This window comes from Sphingobacterium sp. LRF_L2, assembly GCF_965644235.1.
GTDB lineage: Bacteria > Bacteroidota > Bacteroidia > Sphingobacteriales > Sphingobacteriaceae > Sphingobacterium.
In genome coordinates this window covers 1-15,418 of record NZ_CBFFRI010000010.1, presented here as the reverse complement: position 1 = coordinate 15,418, position 15,418 = coordinate 1, and the positions used below count along the sequence as shown (strand labels likewise).

Annotated in this window: 11 protein-coding genes; 9 read left to right on the top strand and 2 right to left on the bottom strand. The window is 38.7% G+C overall.

Annotated features, from left to right (window positions below; translation table 11 throughout):
- The first annotated feature begins 167 nt into the window (after positions 1-167).
- Both ACSZOX_RS18825 and recN read left to right on the top strand, forming a co-directional pair.
- A complete protein-coding gene (locus tag ACSZOX_RS18825) occupies positions 168-1,058 on the top strand; it encodes a DUF4835 family protein (RefSeq protein ID WP_437921735.1) in 891 nt (296 codons plus the stop codon).
- Between the two features lie 13 nt (positions 1,059-1,071).
- Positions 1,072-2,733 carry a DNA repair protein RecN gene (recN, locus tag ACSZOX_RS18820; protein ID WP_437921734.1) on the top strand — a complete coding sequence of 554 codons (1,662 nt, stop codon included), beginning with the start codon at positions 1,072-1,074 and terminating at the stop codon, positions 2,731-2,733.
- 69 nt (positions 2,734-2,802) lie between these two features.
- Here the strand turns inward: recN and ACSZOX_RS18815 are convergent, their stop codons facing one another.
- A complete protein-coding gene (locus ACSZOX_RS18815) occupies positions 2,803-3,213 on the bottom strand; it encodes a hypothetical protein (RefSeq protein WP_437921733.1) in 411 nt (136 codons plus the stop codon).
- A 153-nt stretch (positions 3,214-3,366) separates the two neighbouring features.
- Positions 3,367-5,928: an ATP-dependent Clp protease ATP-binding subunit gene (locus ACSZOX_RS18810; protein ID WP_437921732.1), complete on the bottom strand. Its 2,562-nt coding sequence runs from the start codon at positions 5,926-5,928 to the stop codon at positions 3,367-3,369.
- 186 nt (positions 5,929-6,114) lie between these two features.
- Between ACSZOX_RS18810 and ettA the strand changes: the two genes are divergently transcribed.
- The 7 genes from ettA to ccoS all read left to right on the top strand — a co-directional run bounded on the left by ettA (position 6,115) and on the right by ccoS (position 14,816).
- Positions 6,115-7,797, top strand: a complete 1,683-nt coding sequence (ettA, locus tag ACSZOX_RS18805) for an energy-dependent translational throttle protein EttA (protein WP_437921731.1) — start codon at positions 6,115-6,117, stop codon at positions 7,795-7,797.
- Positions 7,798-7,806: 9 nt separating this feature from the next.
- The gene (locus tag ACSZOX_RS18800) at positions 7,807-8,991 is read left to right on the top strand and encodes a PAS domain S-box protein (RefSeq protein WP_437921914.1); all 1,185 of its coding nucleotides are present in this window, start codon (positions 7,807-7,809) and stop codon (positions 8,989-8,991) included.
- Positions 8,992-9,001: 10 nt separating this feature from the next.
- A complete protein-coding gene (locus ACSZOX_RS18795) occupies positions 9,002-10,060 on the top strand; it encodes a response regulator (protein ID WP_437921730.1) in 1,059 nt (352 codons plus the stop codon).
- A 294-nt stretch (positions 10,061-10,354) separates the two neighbouring features.
- Complete coding sequence (locus tag ACSZOX_RS18790) at positions 10,355-10,807, top strand: lactate dehydrogenase (RefSeq protein ID WP_437921729.1); 453 nt, start codon at positions 10,355-10,357, stop codon at positions 10,805-10,807.
- On the top strand, positions 10,773-12,134 hold the full coding sequence (gene hemN, locus ACSZOX_RS18785; RefSeq protein ID WP_437921728.1) for an oxygen-independent coproporphyrinogen III oxidase: 1,362 nt from the start codon (positions 10,773-10,775) through the stop codon (positions 12,132-12,134). The genes ACSZOX_RS18790 and hemN overlap by 35 nt, the downstream gene beginning before the upstream one ends.
- A gap of 46 nt (positions 12,135-12,180) precedes the next feature.
- Entirely contained in the window at positions 12,181-14,580 is a 2,400-nt protein-coding gene (locus ACSZOX_RS18780; protein WP_437921727.1) for a heavy metal translocating P-type ATPase, read from the top strand.
- Positions 14,581-14,624: 44 nt separating this feature from the next.
- The gene (ccoS, locus tag ACSZOX_RS18775; RefSeq protein ID WP_437921726.1) at positions 14,625-14,816 is read left to right on the top strand and encodes a cbb3-type cytochrome oxidase assembly protein CcoS; all 192 of its coding nucleotides are present in this window, start codon (positions 14,625-14,627) and stop codon (positions 14,814-14,816) included.
- Positions 14,817-15,418 lie beyond the last annotated feature (602 nt).

Here is a 15,418-nt window from a genome sequence, read left to right as displayed (position 1 = left end):
TTTTTTTCTCTTTTTTATCGAGGGAAAAGAAATTAATTGATAACTAGGATTACAGCAAGCTGCTAATTTGCGGCTTTGTAAGGCAAGTTTAAATTATGAAAACAGTGCAGATGAAGCTTTATCATAAACATGTAAATAACTATCTTTGATAGTATAATAGAAAATCAATGAGAACAATTGTTAGCTTTATTTTTTCGATGTGTTTTGTCATTTCCTTATCTGCGCAGGAGCTGAACATACGCGTGGAAATTCAATCTCCACAAGTACAAAATACGAATAAGCGCGCACTCGAAATATTAAAAAAGGTAGTTCAAGATTTTCTTAATAACCGATCGTGGACAGCGACGAAGATAACCCCTCAAGAGAAGATTGATTGTTCAATGGTGATTACCATTTCGGAATGGGACGGTTCAAAAACGTATAAAGCTTCAGCGCAGGTGTTCTCTTATCGTCCCGTATATGGAACAAATTATAGCACACCAGTGTTAGCCTATCATGATCGCCAATTCAATTTTTCGTATGTAGAAGGGGAGCAACTTGACTTCAATGAAAATACAAATCTAAGTAGTCTATCTTCCTTGTTGGCATTTTATGCTAACATTATTGTTGGAATGGATAGTGATACATTTAAGTTAAATGGCGGAAGTAAGTATTTTGCTTCAGCAAGAGCTATTCTGAATGCCGCGCAAGGAGGTCAAGAGGAGGGGTGGCGTTCTATGGAATCCCTTGAAAATCGTTATTGGTTACTGACTAATCTTTTGGATCGGAAATACCAGCCTTATCGAGATTTTGCATACCTCTACCATCGAAATGGCTTGGATAAAATGACGGAAGATGCATCGAAAGCACGCGAGACAATGGCTGGTCTACTTGCGAAACTGAAGGAAGTGGATAGAAATAATACAGGGAATGTTCTCACATCTGCGCTTTTTTCTGCGAAATCAGATGAATTGGTAGGAATATTTAGTAAACTTCCAGGAAATGAGGGAACACGTATTTTTAATACATTGGTGGAATTGGATCCAACCAATACCTCAAAATATGAGGCATTGAGATAGACATTTGTAATTTATGTTGAGTAGACTATTGATTAAGAATTACGCATTAATAGAAAATTTAGATATTCGATTTGATGCAGGACTAAATATTATAACTGGAGAAACTGGTGCTGGTAAGTCCATTATCATGGGGGCACTAGGTCTTATACTCGGAAACAGGGCGGAAGGTAAACATTTCTTTAAAGAAGATAGTAAATGCATTATTGAGGGATATTTCCACGTGGAAGCCTACAATCTTCAAGCATTTTTTGCCGACAATGATTTAGACTATGAGGTGGAAACAATCGTACGTCGGGAGATTTCGGTAGATGGGAAATCGCGTGCATTTGTTAACGATTCTCCTGTCACGCTGCAAGTGCTCAGATCTCTTGGCGAACGTCTGATTGATATTCACTCACAGCATGCGACTTTGCAACTGAATACAGAACATTTTCAACTTCTAGTTTTAGACAGCGTCGCCAAAAATGACGATATCTTACGTTCTTACAAAGAAACATTGATGCGATTTCGCAGCAATGTTTCTGCATTGGAGCGACTTCGCACGGCTATCGCTGCAACCAATGCGGAACTGGATTTTAATCAATTTCAGTTTGATGAATTACAACAGCTGAATTTGGAGAATGGTGAACAGGAACGACTCGAAGATGAATTGAATCAGCTGGAGAATGCTGAAGAAATCAAACGGGGTTTATTGGGGGCATCTTATCTATTGGATGAAAACGAGAACGCAGCAAATCGATCATTGAAAGATGCATTAAATCACTTACAGGCTATTCAGCGTTATTTGCCTTCAGTCGAAGGATTGTCTAATCGTTTGCTTAGTGCGCAAATTGAAATTAAGGATATTGCACAGGAGATTTCTTTCCTTGAAAAAGATGTCTATATGGATGAGGGGCGTTTAGAGGTCGTGAATGCAAGGTTGAGTGATTTGTACAGTCTACAGAAGAAACATCGTGTTGACAGTGTCGTCGATCTAATCCGATTACGGGATGAATTAGAACAAAAAATTCAGGCCGTCGCTAATCAGGAAGAACGATTGATAAAACTTGAGGGTGAAGTAAAACGTAGTTTGCAGGAGCTTGGAAATACAGGTGAATTGCTCCGTCAATCTCGTGCCGGAGTTGTCAAAGAAGTGGAAGAGTATGTGCAACAATTGTTGGCGGAAGTCGGTATGCCTAATGCGCAACTAAAAATTGAGTTGACGGCGCTAACTGCTGATCGATACAAAACAAGTGGAGGCGATGATATTCAATTTTTATTTTCAGCAAACAAAGGACAAACACAGCAACCTATTCATAAAGTTGCCTCTGGTGGTGAACTTTCGCGCGTGATGTTGGCGGTAAAATCACTTATCGCACAAAGTTCGGCCTTACCAACGATTATTTTTGACGAGATTGATACAGGTATATCTGGTGAAGTGGCACTCAAAGTAGGGCAGATTATGCAGAGGCTGTCTACTAAAATGCAGGTTTTGGCTATCACACATTTACCACAAATTGCCTCGAGAGGACTAGCACATTTTAAAGTGTACAAACAGGATGAAGATGATAGAACGAGGACAAATATTGTGCAGTTGGATGCTGAGGAAAGAGTGGTAGAGGTCGCTCAAATGTTAAGTGGAGCCAATCCTGGCGAGTCTGCTCTACAACATGCAAAGGAATTAATTGAAAACTAAAAAATACACCTTCCTCAAAAATATTTGGGGAAGGTGTATCATAATCTTCTGAATAGTCGTAGTTAATTACTATTGTACGAAGTCAGCTTCCGTAAGTGATACTTTGATGAAAACGTGTTCAGGAACGGAAATTTCACCATTTGTATAAATAGGGTCTTGCGCATATACACGAACAGAACCTGTTGTATAGTCAAAGTTATAAGAAACTCCGTCAATAGTGGCCGGAAGAGTGTTATAAGTAGCTTCATTGTCAAAACTAATTGCAAGTCCAACTATTCCTTGACTCACATAGTAAGATGTTAGTTCAGGGACATTCAAATCTACATATTTGTTGATTGCAGATTGCGATGTCCATTGATTTGCATCTCTTTCATAAACCATTGTGATGCTAGGAACCACATCATAGTATTCTTTCGTACAACTACTAGAAACAGCTAGTGTAGCCGTGCCGATTAAAAAGGCTAATAAAATTTTTTTCATGTGTATCGTGTTTTTTAAGATGTAATAAAAATATGCTTCTCTTCTCTATAGAGACGTTAAAAAATGTTAATGGTTTAATTCAATCAGCAAAAAATAAGCCATAAAAAAGACACCAACGGATATTGGTGTCTTTTTTATGGCTTCAATTAAAAATTATTCTTTTTCGTTATCGTCTGTATTGCTTACATCCGACTCAACTGAATTTGTATCATTAACAGTATGAACTGCTGTGACCACAATTTCACTTTTCTCTTCGTTGTAATCAATTGCTAACTGCGAACCATTCTTCACCTCACCTTTTAAGATCTCTTCAGCAATAGGATCCTCGAGGTATTTCTGAATAGCACGTTTTAGTGGACGAGCTCCAAAATTACTATCATATCCTTTTTCCGCAATAAATTCTTTTGCTTTATCGGTCAATGAAATGTGATAGCCTAAACTTTCTATACGTGTAAATAACGATTTTAATTCAATATCTATAATTTTGAATATATCTTCTTTTGTCAAAGAATTGAAGACGATTACATCATCTATACGATTTAAAAACTCAGGAGCAAATGCACGTTTTAAAGCTGTCTCGATAACGCCTCGCGAATGTGAATCCGCTTGGTTTACTTTCGCAGCAGTAGAGAAACCTACTCCTTGACCAAATTCTTTCAATTGGCGAGCTCCGATATTCGAAGTCATGATGATGATCGTATTTCTAAAATCTACTTTACGGCCTAGACTGTCTGTCAGTTGTCCTTCATCTAATACCTGTAACAATAAATTGAAGACGTCCGGATGTGCTTTCTCTATTTCATCCAATAAGATAACTGCATAAGGTTTACGCCGTACCTTTTCTGTCAACTGTCCACCTTCTTCATAACCCACGTAACCTGGAGGCGCTCCCACTAAACGTGAAACAGCAAATTTCTCCATGTATTCACTCATGTCGATTTGGATTAATGCATCTTCAGAATCGAACATAAAGCGTGCAAGTTCTTTGGCAAGTTCTGTTTTACCAACACCCGTAGGACCAAGGAAAACAAAAGAACCTATTGGTTTCTTGGGGTCTTTCAAACCTGCACGTGTACGTTGTATTGCTTTGACTAATTTCTGTACAGCATCATCTTGACCGATAATTCTCCCTTTAACCGCGTCACCCATATTCAACAATTTTTGACTGTCTGATTGGCTAACACGCTGAACAGGGATACCTGTCATCATGGCTACAACTTCTGCTACATTATCTTCTGATACCGTATAACGTTTTGATTTTGTCTCCGCTTCCCAAGCAGCTTTTTCTTTCTCCAGTTGATCCAGTAGTTTTTTCTCTGTATCGCGAAGCTTTGCTGCTTCTTCGTATTTCTGACTGCGAACTACTTTGTTTTTTTCAACTTTTACCTCTTCAATCTTTTCTTCGATATCGATAATCGATTGAGGGACGTGTATATTGTTCAAGTGTACGCGAGACCCCGCTTCATCTAAAGCATCAATTGCTTTATCTGGTAAAAATCTATCGGTGATATATCGAGTCGTCAATGATACACAAGCTTCAATCGCATCTGTTGTATACGTGACATTGTGGTGCTCTTCGTATTTGTCTTTGATACGGTTTAAAATTTCTACTGTTTCGTCATGCGATGCAGGTTCTACAACGACTTTTTGAAAACGACGGTCTAAAGCGCCGTCTTTTTCAATATACTGACGGTATTCATCGAGTGTTGTAGCACCAATACATTGAATTTCTCCTCGTGCTAGCGCAGGCTTAAACATATTCGAAGCATCTAATGAACCTGATGCACCACCTGCTCCCACAATAGTATGGATTTCATCAATGAATAGAATCACATCCGGTGATTTCTCCAGTTCATTCATTACGGCCTTCATACGTTCTTCAAACTGGCCTCTATATTTTGTGCCCGCAACTAAAGATGCTAAGTCTAAAGTGACCACGCGTTTGTTAAACAAAACACGTGAAACTTTACGCTGCACTATTCTAAGTGCTAAACCTTCTGCAATTGCCGACTTACCAACGCCAGGCTCTCCAATTAAAATTGGATTATTTTTCTTCCGGCGGGACAGAATCTGAGAAACACGTTCGATTTCTTTCTCACGTCCTACAATGGGATCTAATTTACCTTCTTCAGCAGCTTTTGTTAGATCCCGTCCAAAATTATCTAAAACCGGTGTTTTAGATTTAATGTCCGAGACCTTTTTCGGTGCTGTGAATTGTTGATCGTCATCAGCAAAGTCATCATCCCCAGTAGGCGAATTTGAGGCTTCGTCGGTAATCGTCGTTTTGTTTTGCTCTACTTCATTCTTAAACAGATCGTAAGTGATGCTGTATTGCTGAAGAACTTGCGAGGCAATGTTCTCTTCGTCTCTTAAAATAGCCAACAACAAGTGCTCTGTTCCGATAATGTCGCTCTTAAATATTTTGGCCTCCAAGTAAGTGATCTTTAGTACTTTTTCTGCTTGTTTGGTCAATGGCATATTTCCAATGGGAGCTCTAGACATCGATGAACCCTTTACGGCATCTTCAACGGATTGACGTATGGCTGTGGTATCTATCCCGATATTCTTTAAAATCTTTATTGCTACCCCATCGCCCTCACGAATCAACCCGAGCAAAAGATGCTCTGTGCCGATATAATCGTGGCGAAGCCTTAATGCTTCTTCTCGGCTGTAGGAGATCACATCCTTTACGCGTGGTGAAAATTTTGCTTCCATGTATAAACCTTTCCTTTATTAATATGATAGGATGTTATAAATGTAAAAAATAAATTATAAATCCTATACTGATTGTCTGATAGAATTTATCAACAATTACGCCATAGCTTGGAAACTATCAAAATGTCAGTCTTCTAGAACTAAAAATGACTATATTTGTACAATTTAGTAGTATTTAGAGCATATATGTCCGACGAAAAAATAATCTTTTCAATGGCTGGTGTAAACAAAATTTACCCGCCTCAAAAACAAGTTTTAAAAAATATATATCTTTCATTCTTTTATGGTGCAAAAATCGGCGTCATTGGTTTAAATGGCTCTGGAAAATCTTCTGTATTGAAGATTATTGCTGGTCTTGATAAATCCTATCAAGGGGAAGTGGTTTTTTCTCCAGGTTATTCTGTAGGGTATTTAGCCCAGGAACCTGTATTGGATTTGGAGAAAACTGTTCGTGAGGTTGTTGAGGAAGGAGTTGCGGAGACGACAGCTATTCTTAAAGAGTATGAAGAGATTAACGAGAAGTTTGGATTGCCTGAAGTCTATGAAAATGCGGATGAGATGGATAAGCTTTTAGCTAGACAAGGGGAATTACAAGACATAATCGATGCGACGAATGCTTGGGAATTGGATACAAAATTGGAGCGGGCAATGGACGCTTTGCGATGTCCAGATGCCGAAGCTAAAATTGTCAATTTGTCAGGTGGGGAGCGCAGGAGGGTAGCACTTTGTCGTTTATTGTTGCAGGAGCCGGATGTCTTATTGCTGGATGAGCCAACAAACCACTTGGACGCGGAGTCTATTGATTGGTTGGAACAGCATTTACAACAGTATAAAGGAACAGTGATTGCGGTAACGCACGACCGTTATTTCTTGGATAATGTAGCCGGTTGGATTCTAGAGTTAGACCGGGGAGAGGGAATACCGTGGAAGGGGAACTATTCTTCATGGCTGGATCAAAAAGCGAAACGCTTAGCACAAGAAGAAAAACAAGAAACGAAACGCCAAAAAACGTTGGAAAGGGAGTTGGAGTGGGTACGCATGGCACCAAAAGCAAGGCACGCGAAATCTAAAGCCCGTTTGCATAATTATGAAAAACTGGCTTCGGAAGAAACAAAAGAAAGAGAAGATAAACTCGAGTTATTTATTCCGCCAGGGCCTAGATTAGGAAATGTAGTGATTGAAGCGGATAACATCTCGAAATCGTATGGTGACCGTATTCTTTTTGAAAATTTAAGTTTCTCCTTACCTCCGGCAGGTATTGTTGGTATTATTGGTCCAAATGGCGCGGGTAAAACGACGTTGTTTCGGTTGATTACAGGGCAGGAAATGCCTGATACAGGTACATTCAAAGTTGGAGAAACGGTAGTATTAGGCTACGTTGATCAAAACCATGATGATTTGGATCCAGATAAATCAGTCTGGGAAAACATTACCGAAGGCAATGATAATATTTTGTTAGGAAATAAACCCGTGAATTCGCGGGCTTATGTGTCTAAGTTCAACTTTAATGGCGCTGATCAACAAAAGAAAATAGCAGTCTTGTCTGGGGGGGAACGTAATCGGGTGCACCTCGCGATTACATTGAAGAAAGCATCCAACGTGCTTCTGCTGGATGAGCCGACCAATGATATAGATGTTAATACGTTGCGCGCGCTGGAAGAAGGTCTCGAAAATTTTGGCGGCTGTGCGGTTGTTATCTCCCACGACAGATGGTTCTTGGATAGGATCTGTACCCATATTTTAGCTTTCGAAGGCGACTCACAGGTTTATTTCTTTGAGGGTAATTATACCGAATATGAGGAGAATCGTAAGAAACGTCTGGGAGATATAGCCCCTAAACGTATTAAGTATAAAAAATTAGTGAAATAAATAACTATGATCGATTCCGTAAAGCTTCTGGAAGCCATTATTGACAATGCTATTGATGGAATTATTATGATTGACAGCCGAGGGCGAGTGGAATCGATCAACCCCGCGGCCTCAACTTTGTTCGGTTATCAGCCAGAGGAAGTTATTGGTAATAATATTTCGATGTTGATGCCGGAACCCGATCGGAGTAATCATGACGGTTATATCGAAAATTATCAACACACAGGGGTTAAGAAGATTATCGGTATTGGTCGTGAAGTAAGAGGTCGAAAAAAAGATGGTACAACTTTTCCTTTTAGGTTGGCAGTAAGTGAGGTTCACTATAAGGAAAAAAATATCTTTACGGGGTTTATTCACGATCTTACAAAAGAAAAGGCTGCTGAAGATGAACTGAGAAAACACGCTATTGAACTTGAGGAGAAAGTTCGTGAACGTACAAAGGATTTGATTATGTTGGTGTCTGAATTGGAGAAAGCAAAGTCAGATGTGAGTCTATCCCTCGAGAAGGAAAAAGAACTTAATCAAATGAAATCTCGCTTTGTGTCCATGGCATCGCACGAATTTCGTACGCCTCTAAGTTCGGTACAACTATCAGCTTCATTAATTGAAAAATATATAGAACGTCCAGATTTTCAGAATGTTATTAAGCATACCCATAGAATCCGAGGAGCAGTTCAGTTGCTAAACAACATATTAAATGATTTTCTCTCTTTGGAAAAATTGGAAGCTGGTAAAGTATTGCTGAATAAAACAGATATCAATTTAGTGCAACTAGCCGAAGAGATAACCGAAGAGATGCAAATGATTTGTAAAAAAAATCAACATATCGTTTATCAGCATACGGGGGATAAGGGGATGTTTTATCTTGATAGCCATTTAATAAAAAGCAGTATTATTAATTTGGTTTCTAATGCAATTAAATATTCTGGAGAGGATACTTTTATTGAATTCTCTACAGAGATCAAAGATGATATGTGTATAATATGTATCAGCGATAATGGAATTGGTATTCCTGTCGAAGACCATAAAAATCTCTTTGAACCTTTTTTCAGAGCACACAATACTGGAAATATCCCCGGTACTGGATTGGGGCTTAATATTGTGAAGCGTTATGTGCGGCTGATGGGGGGCGAGATGGAATATCGGTCTGCAATCAACGAGGGGGCTATGTTCAAAATGACTTTCCAACAATAGTAAAATATAGATGGCAAAAACAATTTTAATAATTGAAGACAATTTTGAAATTAGAGAGGGTGCTGCTGAGGTGCTTTCTTTAACTGGAGATTATGAAATTATAACAGCGCCTGATGGTAAGGTAGGCGTCGATTTGGCTATCAAGCATCGACCTGACTTAATTCTTTGTGATATCATGATGCCGGAATTGGATGGGTATGGTGTGTTGTATATGCTGAATAAGAATGAGACCACTTCAGATATTCCGTTTATTTTTCTAACGGCAAAATCAGAGCGAGCGGATGTGCGAAAAGCAATGGAAATGGGGGCTGATGATTATTTGACGAAGCCTTTCGATGATATTGAGCTGATTAATGCTATTGAAAGTCGATTTAGAAAAAGAGAAAAGATTTCGGCTAATAATGGAACACGTGGAGGTTTACATTTAAGTGAGGACGAGCAGAACTATCTTTTGAAAGACTTGGTTAAGGATGCACGAATTAAGGTGTTCAAAAAGAAGCAGTCTATTTATTCTGTTGGAGATTCTCCTGTTTTTGTTTATTATCTTTTGAGTGGTAAGGTAAGAAGCTTCTTGTTTTACCAAGATGGGAGGGAACTTTCTACAGATATCCATATAAGTGACACCTTTTTTGGATATGAAACGGTTCTATTGAATGAGGTGTACAGCGATAATGCAGCAGCTCTGGAGGATTGTGAAATTGCTTTGATTCCTAAGGAGCGCTTCTTTGAATTGCTTTACAACAAGCCAATGATTGCAGGTAAATTTATCAAATTGCTGTCTGGGAATATCCGTGAAAAAGAGGAGCAGATGTTGGGATTTGCTTATGATACTGTTCGTAAGCGTGTTGCAAATGCATTGGTAAATGTTGCAGAGAAGACGACGCCTACAGTAGGAGAGGAAGGTATTGTGGTGCGTATTTCGCGCGATGATTTAGCGACACTTGCTGGCACAGCCAACGAAACAATCAGCCGTATGTTAGCTGAATTTAAAGATGAGGGATTGCTTGTTAAAGAGCGTAGTGCAATTCGTATATTCTCGATTGAAAAACTGAAAGGCGTGAAATTTTAATGCACGAAATGAGCTGAACGCTTGTTCAAGCTCTGCCCTAAAACCCCGTATAAAAAATGCCTTTAGAGAATTTAAGTTTTCTAAAGGCATTTTTCTTTAGCTCTTATTTTCTCCTCGGTGCAATATGTTTGTTTTCTGTATAGCGATATCTTAATTCGTTGGATGTAAGATATATCTTCTTTCTTTTTTATAAAGATGATTGTGATTAGTATCATTTTCTAATTTGACTCAACGCATCACAAGCTAGAAGAGGCAAAAGTACCTTTGTAAAGTAATTACAAAATATAGGGCCTAATGAAAGCTGTTGCATATAATATCAAGGAATTTGAAAAGGAACTGTTAGCTATTGCTAATCGTAAAATTCATGATTTGACTTTAATATCAAACGAGCTGAATTTTAATACGTTACATTATGCTGTAGGAAAAGAAGTTGTTATTGTTTCTGCAGATGATGTATTAGAAGCTAAACTGCTTGAACAATTGAAGCAGGTCGGGGTACAAAAGATTGTGACACGTTCTTTAACGACAGATCACATAGACCTTTATCGCGCGCACGAACTCAATATTCAAATTGCGAATACTCCTTATATAGACCGCAGTCCGAAAGGTATTGCAGAACAGACGATACGTAATCTCAATTTGTGGGAAAAAGGTAAATGTGTCGGCTTAGCCTGTTGCTGTGTGAAAGAATGCGGTGTACTAAAATCAAAAAATGATGAGACAACTGAACACAGATTTGATCAATAAATATAATGTGGCAGCACCACGTTATACCAGTTATCCTACAGTTCCTTTCTGGGATGCAGACACTTTTACGGTAGAAGGTTGGTTAAGCCAATTATGTGTCAATTTTGAATCCTCACGTGATGCCGGTATTAGTTTATATATTCATTTGCCCTTTTGTGAAAGTTTGTGTACCTATTGTGGCTGTAATACGCGTATAACTAAAAACCATCAGGTAGAAACACCCTATATCAACTATATTTTGAAAGAATGGGCGATGTACAAGGCGCATTTGGGGACAGATATTTGTATTAGCGAGGTTCATTTTGGTGGAGGGACGCCAACATTTTTCGAGCCTGAAAATTTAAATAGATTAACGATGTCCTTGCTTGAAGGCTGTACAGTATTGGAAAATGCAACCTTTTCTTTCGAAGCTCATCCTGCGAATACGACAAAAGAACATTTAGAGACACTATTTGCATTGGGATTCAAAAGATTGAGCCTAGGTATACAGGATTTTGATCCCAAAGTACAATATATCATCAATCGCCAGCAGACGGAAGAAGATGTTGCACGCGTGGTGCAAATGGCAAGAAATATAGGATATACGTCTATCAATTTTGATCTGATATATGGATTGCCGTTGCAGACAAAAGAAAGTATTGCGGACACGATCAATAAATCATTGGTCATGGAACCTGATCGGATATCATTCTACAGCTATGCGCATGTGCCTTGGATTAAACCCGGGCAACGAAGATTCACAGAACATGATCTTCCTGTCGGTCAGGAGAAGTTGGAATTATATATTCTTGGAAAACAAATGATCGAAGAGAAGGCCTATAGGGATGTGGGGATGGATCATTTTGCAAAGGTGAATGACGAACTATTTAAGGCTTCGTCGACAGGTAATCTTCATCGAAACTTTATGGGGTATACAGATCGGTATACTCCTGTTTTGATCGGTTTAGGTGTGTCATCTATTAGTGATGCGTGGAGTTGTTTTGCCCAAAATGTAAAGACTGTCGAAGAGTACTACCGATTGTTGGACGAAGGAAGTTTTCCCGTATTTAAGGGGCATTTGTTAACATCTGAAGATTTAGTTATTCGGAAATATATTTTGGATATGATGTGCCGTGCATCGGTTGAATTGTCTGATGATGCGGAACAAAAAGCTATCATCATACGAAGGCTATCACCTCTGTTAGAAGATGGATTGGTGGAGATTCACGATGGAAAAGTGCTTGCAACAGAATCTGGTAAATCTTTTCTCAGAAATATCTGTATGGCTTTTGACCAACGTCTTCATCAGGTTAAAGAAGGAAATCGTTTATTTAGTCAAGCTATCTAAGGAACAGGTGTGCTTCATGGTAACCACTTAGATTTATTTTGTTTGTATGGAAGATCGTGAGTTTATTTTACTGGATCAAGTTTGCTTTCATTGTGGGGATAAAATGGAATCAGATTCCACGTTAAAGGTGGATGAACATGTTTTTTGTTGCTTAGGATGCCAAACGGTGTATCAGATCCTAAAGGAAAGTAATATGCAAAATTATTACCGGTATAATACACATCCTGGTAAATCACAGAAAGTACCGAAAGAAGATCTGACATATTTAGACGAACCTAATATTGTTGCTAAGCTTGTTGATTTCAAGGATCAGGAACGTTCGATTATCACTTTTTTTATTCCCGCTATACATTGTAGTTCTTGTATTTGGTTGTTAGAGCATTTGTATAAGTTAAATCCCGCAGTGTTAAATGCAGAAGTGGATTTTATGAAAAAACAAGTTAGTATTAGTTTTAAACATGAGGAACTCTCCTTGCGGAACTTAGTTGCTTTACTCACGGATATCGGTTATGAACCTAAAATCACGCTACAAGATCTTGTAAAAGAAGGGAAAAAGGTAAACCAAAATCGTCTTGTTGCTAAAATCGCCGTTGCAGGATTTTGTTTTGGAAATTCGATGATGTTGAGTTTTCCGGAATACTTTGGAATGGACGCTTTTGAAAAGCACTACGCCAATTTTTTTGGCTATATGAATCTTGCATTTGCAATCCCAACACTCTTCTATAGTGCTTCTGACTATTTTAAGTCTGCTTGGCAAAGTTTGAAACACCGCCAATTGAATTTAGATGTTCCTTTGGCCTTAGGTATTTTGGTGATTTTTTTACGTACGGCAATCGAGGTTTTGACGCAAACAGGACCAGGCTTTGCGGATACTTTATGTAGCTTGGTTTTCTTTATTCTTATAGGGAAATGGGTGCAACAGCGTACTTACTATCACTTATCTTTCGAACGGGACTATCGTTCTTATTTTCCTGTAGCGGTAACCCGCTTGGAAGAGGGAGGGGATCGTCCTGTGCAAATTGCAGATCTGAAAGTAGGAGATCGAATTTTAGTGCGTAATAATGAGATTATTCCTGCAGACGCAATTTTGCTTAAAGGGAGTGCTGCTGTCGATTTTAGTTTCGTTACCGGAGAATCTAAGGTGGTCGAGAAGACTTTAGGAGAGATTGTATATGCTGGAGGTAGACAGGTAGGGGGAGCTATTGAGTTGGAAGTTATGAAAGCGGTCTCTCAGAGTTATTTGACTAAATTATGGAATAACGAAAACCTAAAGCATTATGAGAAAAAATTTGATACGTTTATTGGTTTTATAAGTAAATATTTTACGATAGGTTTGATTACTGTTGCATTGGTGGCTACATTGTTTTGGCTAACAGGAGGTGATCCGACTCGGGCCTGGGGAGCCTTCACAGCGGTACTGATTATCGCTTGTCCTTGTGCTTTGGCCTTGAGTTCGCCATTTACGCTCTCTGCGGCTTTGAGTATCTTGGATAAGAATAAGATGTATTTAAAGAATACTGCTGCGGTCGAGCAGATGGCAGCTATCGATTGCTTGGTGTTTGATAAAACAGGTACAATCTCTTCTCCAAATTCATCTATGATGTTTTTTGAAGGCGACTTAACGGCAGAAGATCGAGTAATTGTTCGTTCCGTATGCAGGCATTCTGGACACCCTTTAAGTCGCGAAATAGTAAAATGGCTAGGAGAAGGTGAATTGAAAACGCTGTTCGATTTTGAGGAATTTATAGGGAAAGGTATTTTAGCTCGTATCGAAGGCGTATCGGTGAAGATCGGTTCCGCATCTTTTGTGCTTGGTGAAAACGGAATCCAGGACGGTACTCGTGTGTATGTTGCTATTGGAAGAAGTTTGTGTGGTTTTTTTACGTTGGAGCAAGCTTGGAGAGAGGGACTTTTAGCTGTGGTAAAAACATTTGAACATAAAAAATACGATTTACATTTAATTTCTGGGGATAATGAACGTCGCCTTGATGCTATTCGCTTGATTTTTCCCAAATCGGCAGTGCTATTGTTTAATCAAAGTCCTGCCGAAAAACTAACACAGATCGGTAACTGGCAAAATCAAGGAAGGCAAGTTTGTATGTTAGGAGATGGGTTGAATGATGCAGGAGCTCTTCGTAAAGCAGACCTGGGGATCGCGGTTTCTGATGATATCAATAATTTTTCACCAGGATGTGATGCTATTCTTGATGGAAGTTCTTTTTCCAAATTGCCGGTTTTTTTTGCTTTTGCAAAGGATGCTGTGAAAGTTATTCATTTTAGCTTTTTGATATCGTTAAGCTATAATATTGTGGGGCTGTCCTTTGCTGTCCAAGGTACGATGTCTCCTTTGTTTGCTGCAATCCTCATGCCTATTAGTACGGTAACAATTATTTCCTTTACGAGTTTAATGACGCGTTGGTTTGCACGTAAGAGAGGATTAATTTAATTGGTTTTTAACTGTATTTTGTTATATTTTTATTCAGATGTCTCATGAATATTATCTTTTTTCTTATTGGTTGTAGTATTTTTATCGCGTTGATATTTTTAATAGCTTTCTTTTGGGCAACAAAAACAGGTCAACATGCAGATACGTATACGCCATCTGTTAGGATTTTGTTTGATGATGAAATTGTGGAAGAGTGTAAGGCCGAGGTGGATTGCACAAAGGAGCTAAAAAAATAAAATGCTTTATTTCCATAAAGCACCTCTTTTTTAGCATCGAATAGGAGGAGTTAACCTCTTTTTTTGTTTTTAGACTGATGGTCTAATTTTTCTGTGTTTTGTTCTACAAATCCCCAATTTGTCATGTAGTACATGTAAGGATTTTTTTCTAATCGTACGGTAATCATTTTCTCTTTTTTTATCATATAAACCTTTCTTTTTGTTTCTTTATTAACTTATCAAATTCTGTTCCAATCTGATTGTCTCAAGTCTTTTTTGTGTCAAATAAAGTGTTTTATGTTTGCAGCGAGTTATTTGGAACGTATTCTTTAGCTCTGTTTAAGTTCGGTGTTAACAGGGGTTTTATAGGGGTATAGTAGGGGGTTAATAGGGGGTTAGTAGGGGTAATGCCCCTACTAACCCCCTATTAACGCTAAGTAAATCCGGTCTAAGGTGGGAAGTTGGAGGGGCTTTTTGCTGCGCAGGCTTCGAAACAAGAACAACCCAAGAACGGAACAAGGATAACCTAAGGATGGAACAAGAATGACCCAAGAACGGAACAAGGATGACCCAAGGATGGAACAAGGATAACCTAAGGATGGAGCAAGAACAACCTAAGAACG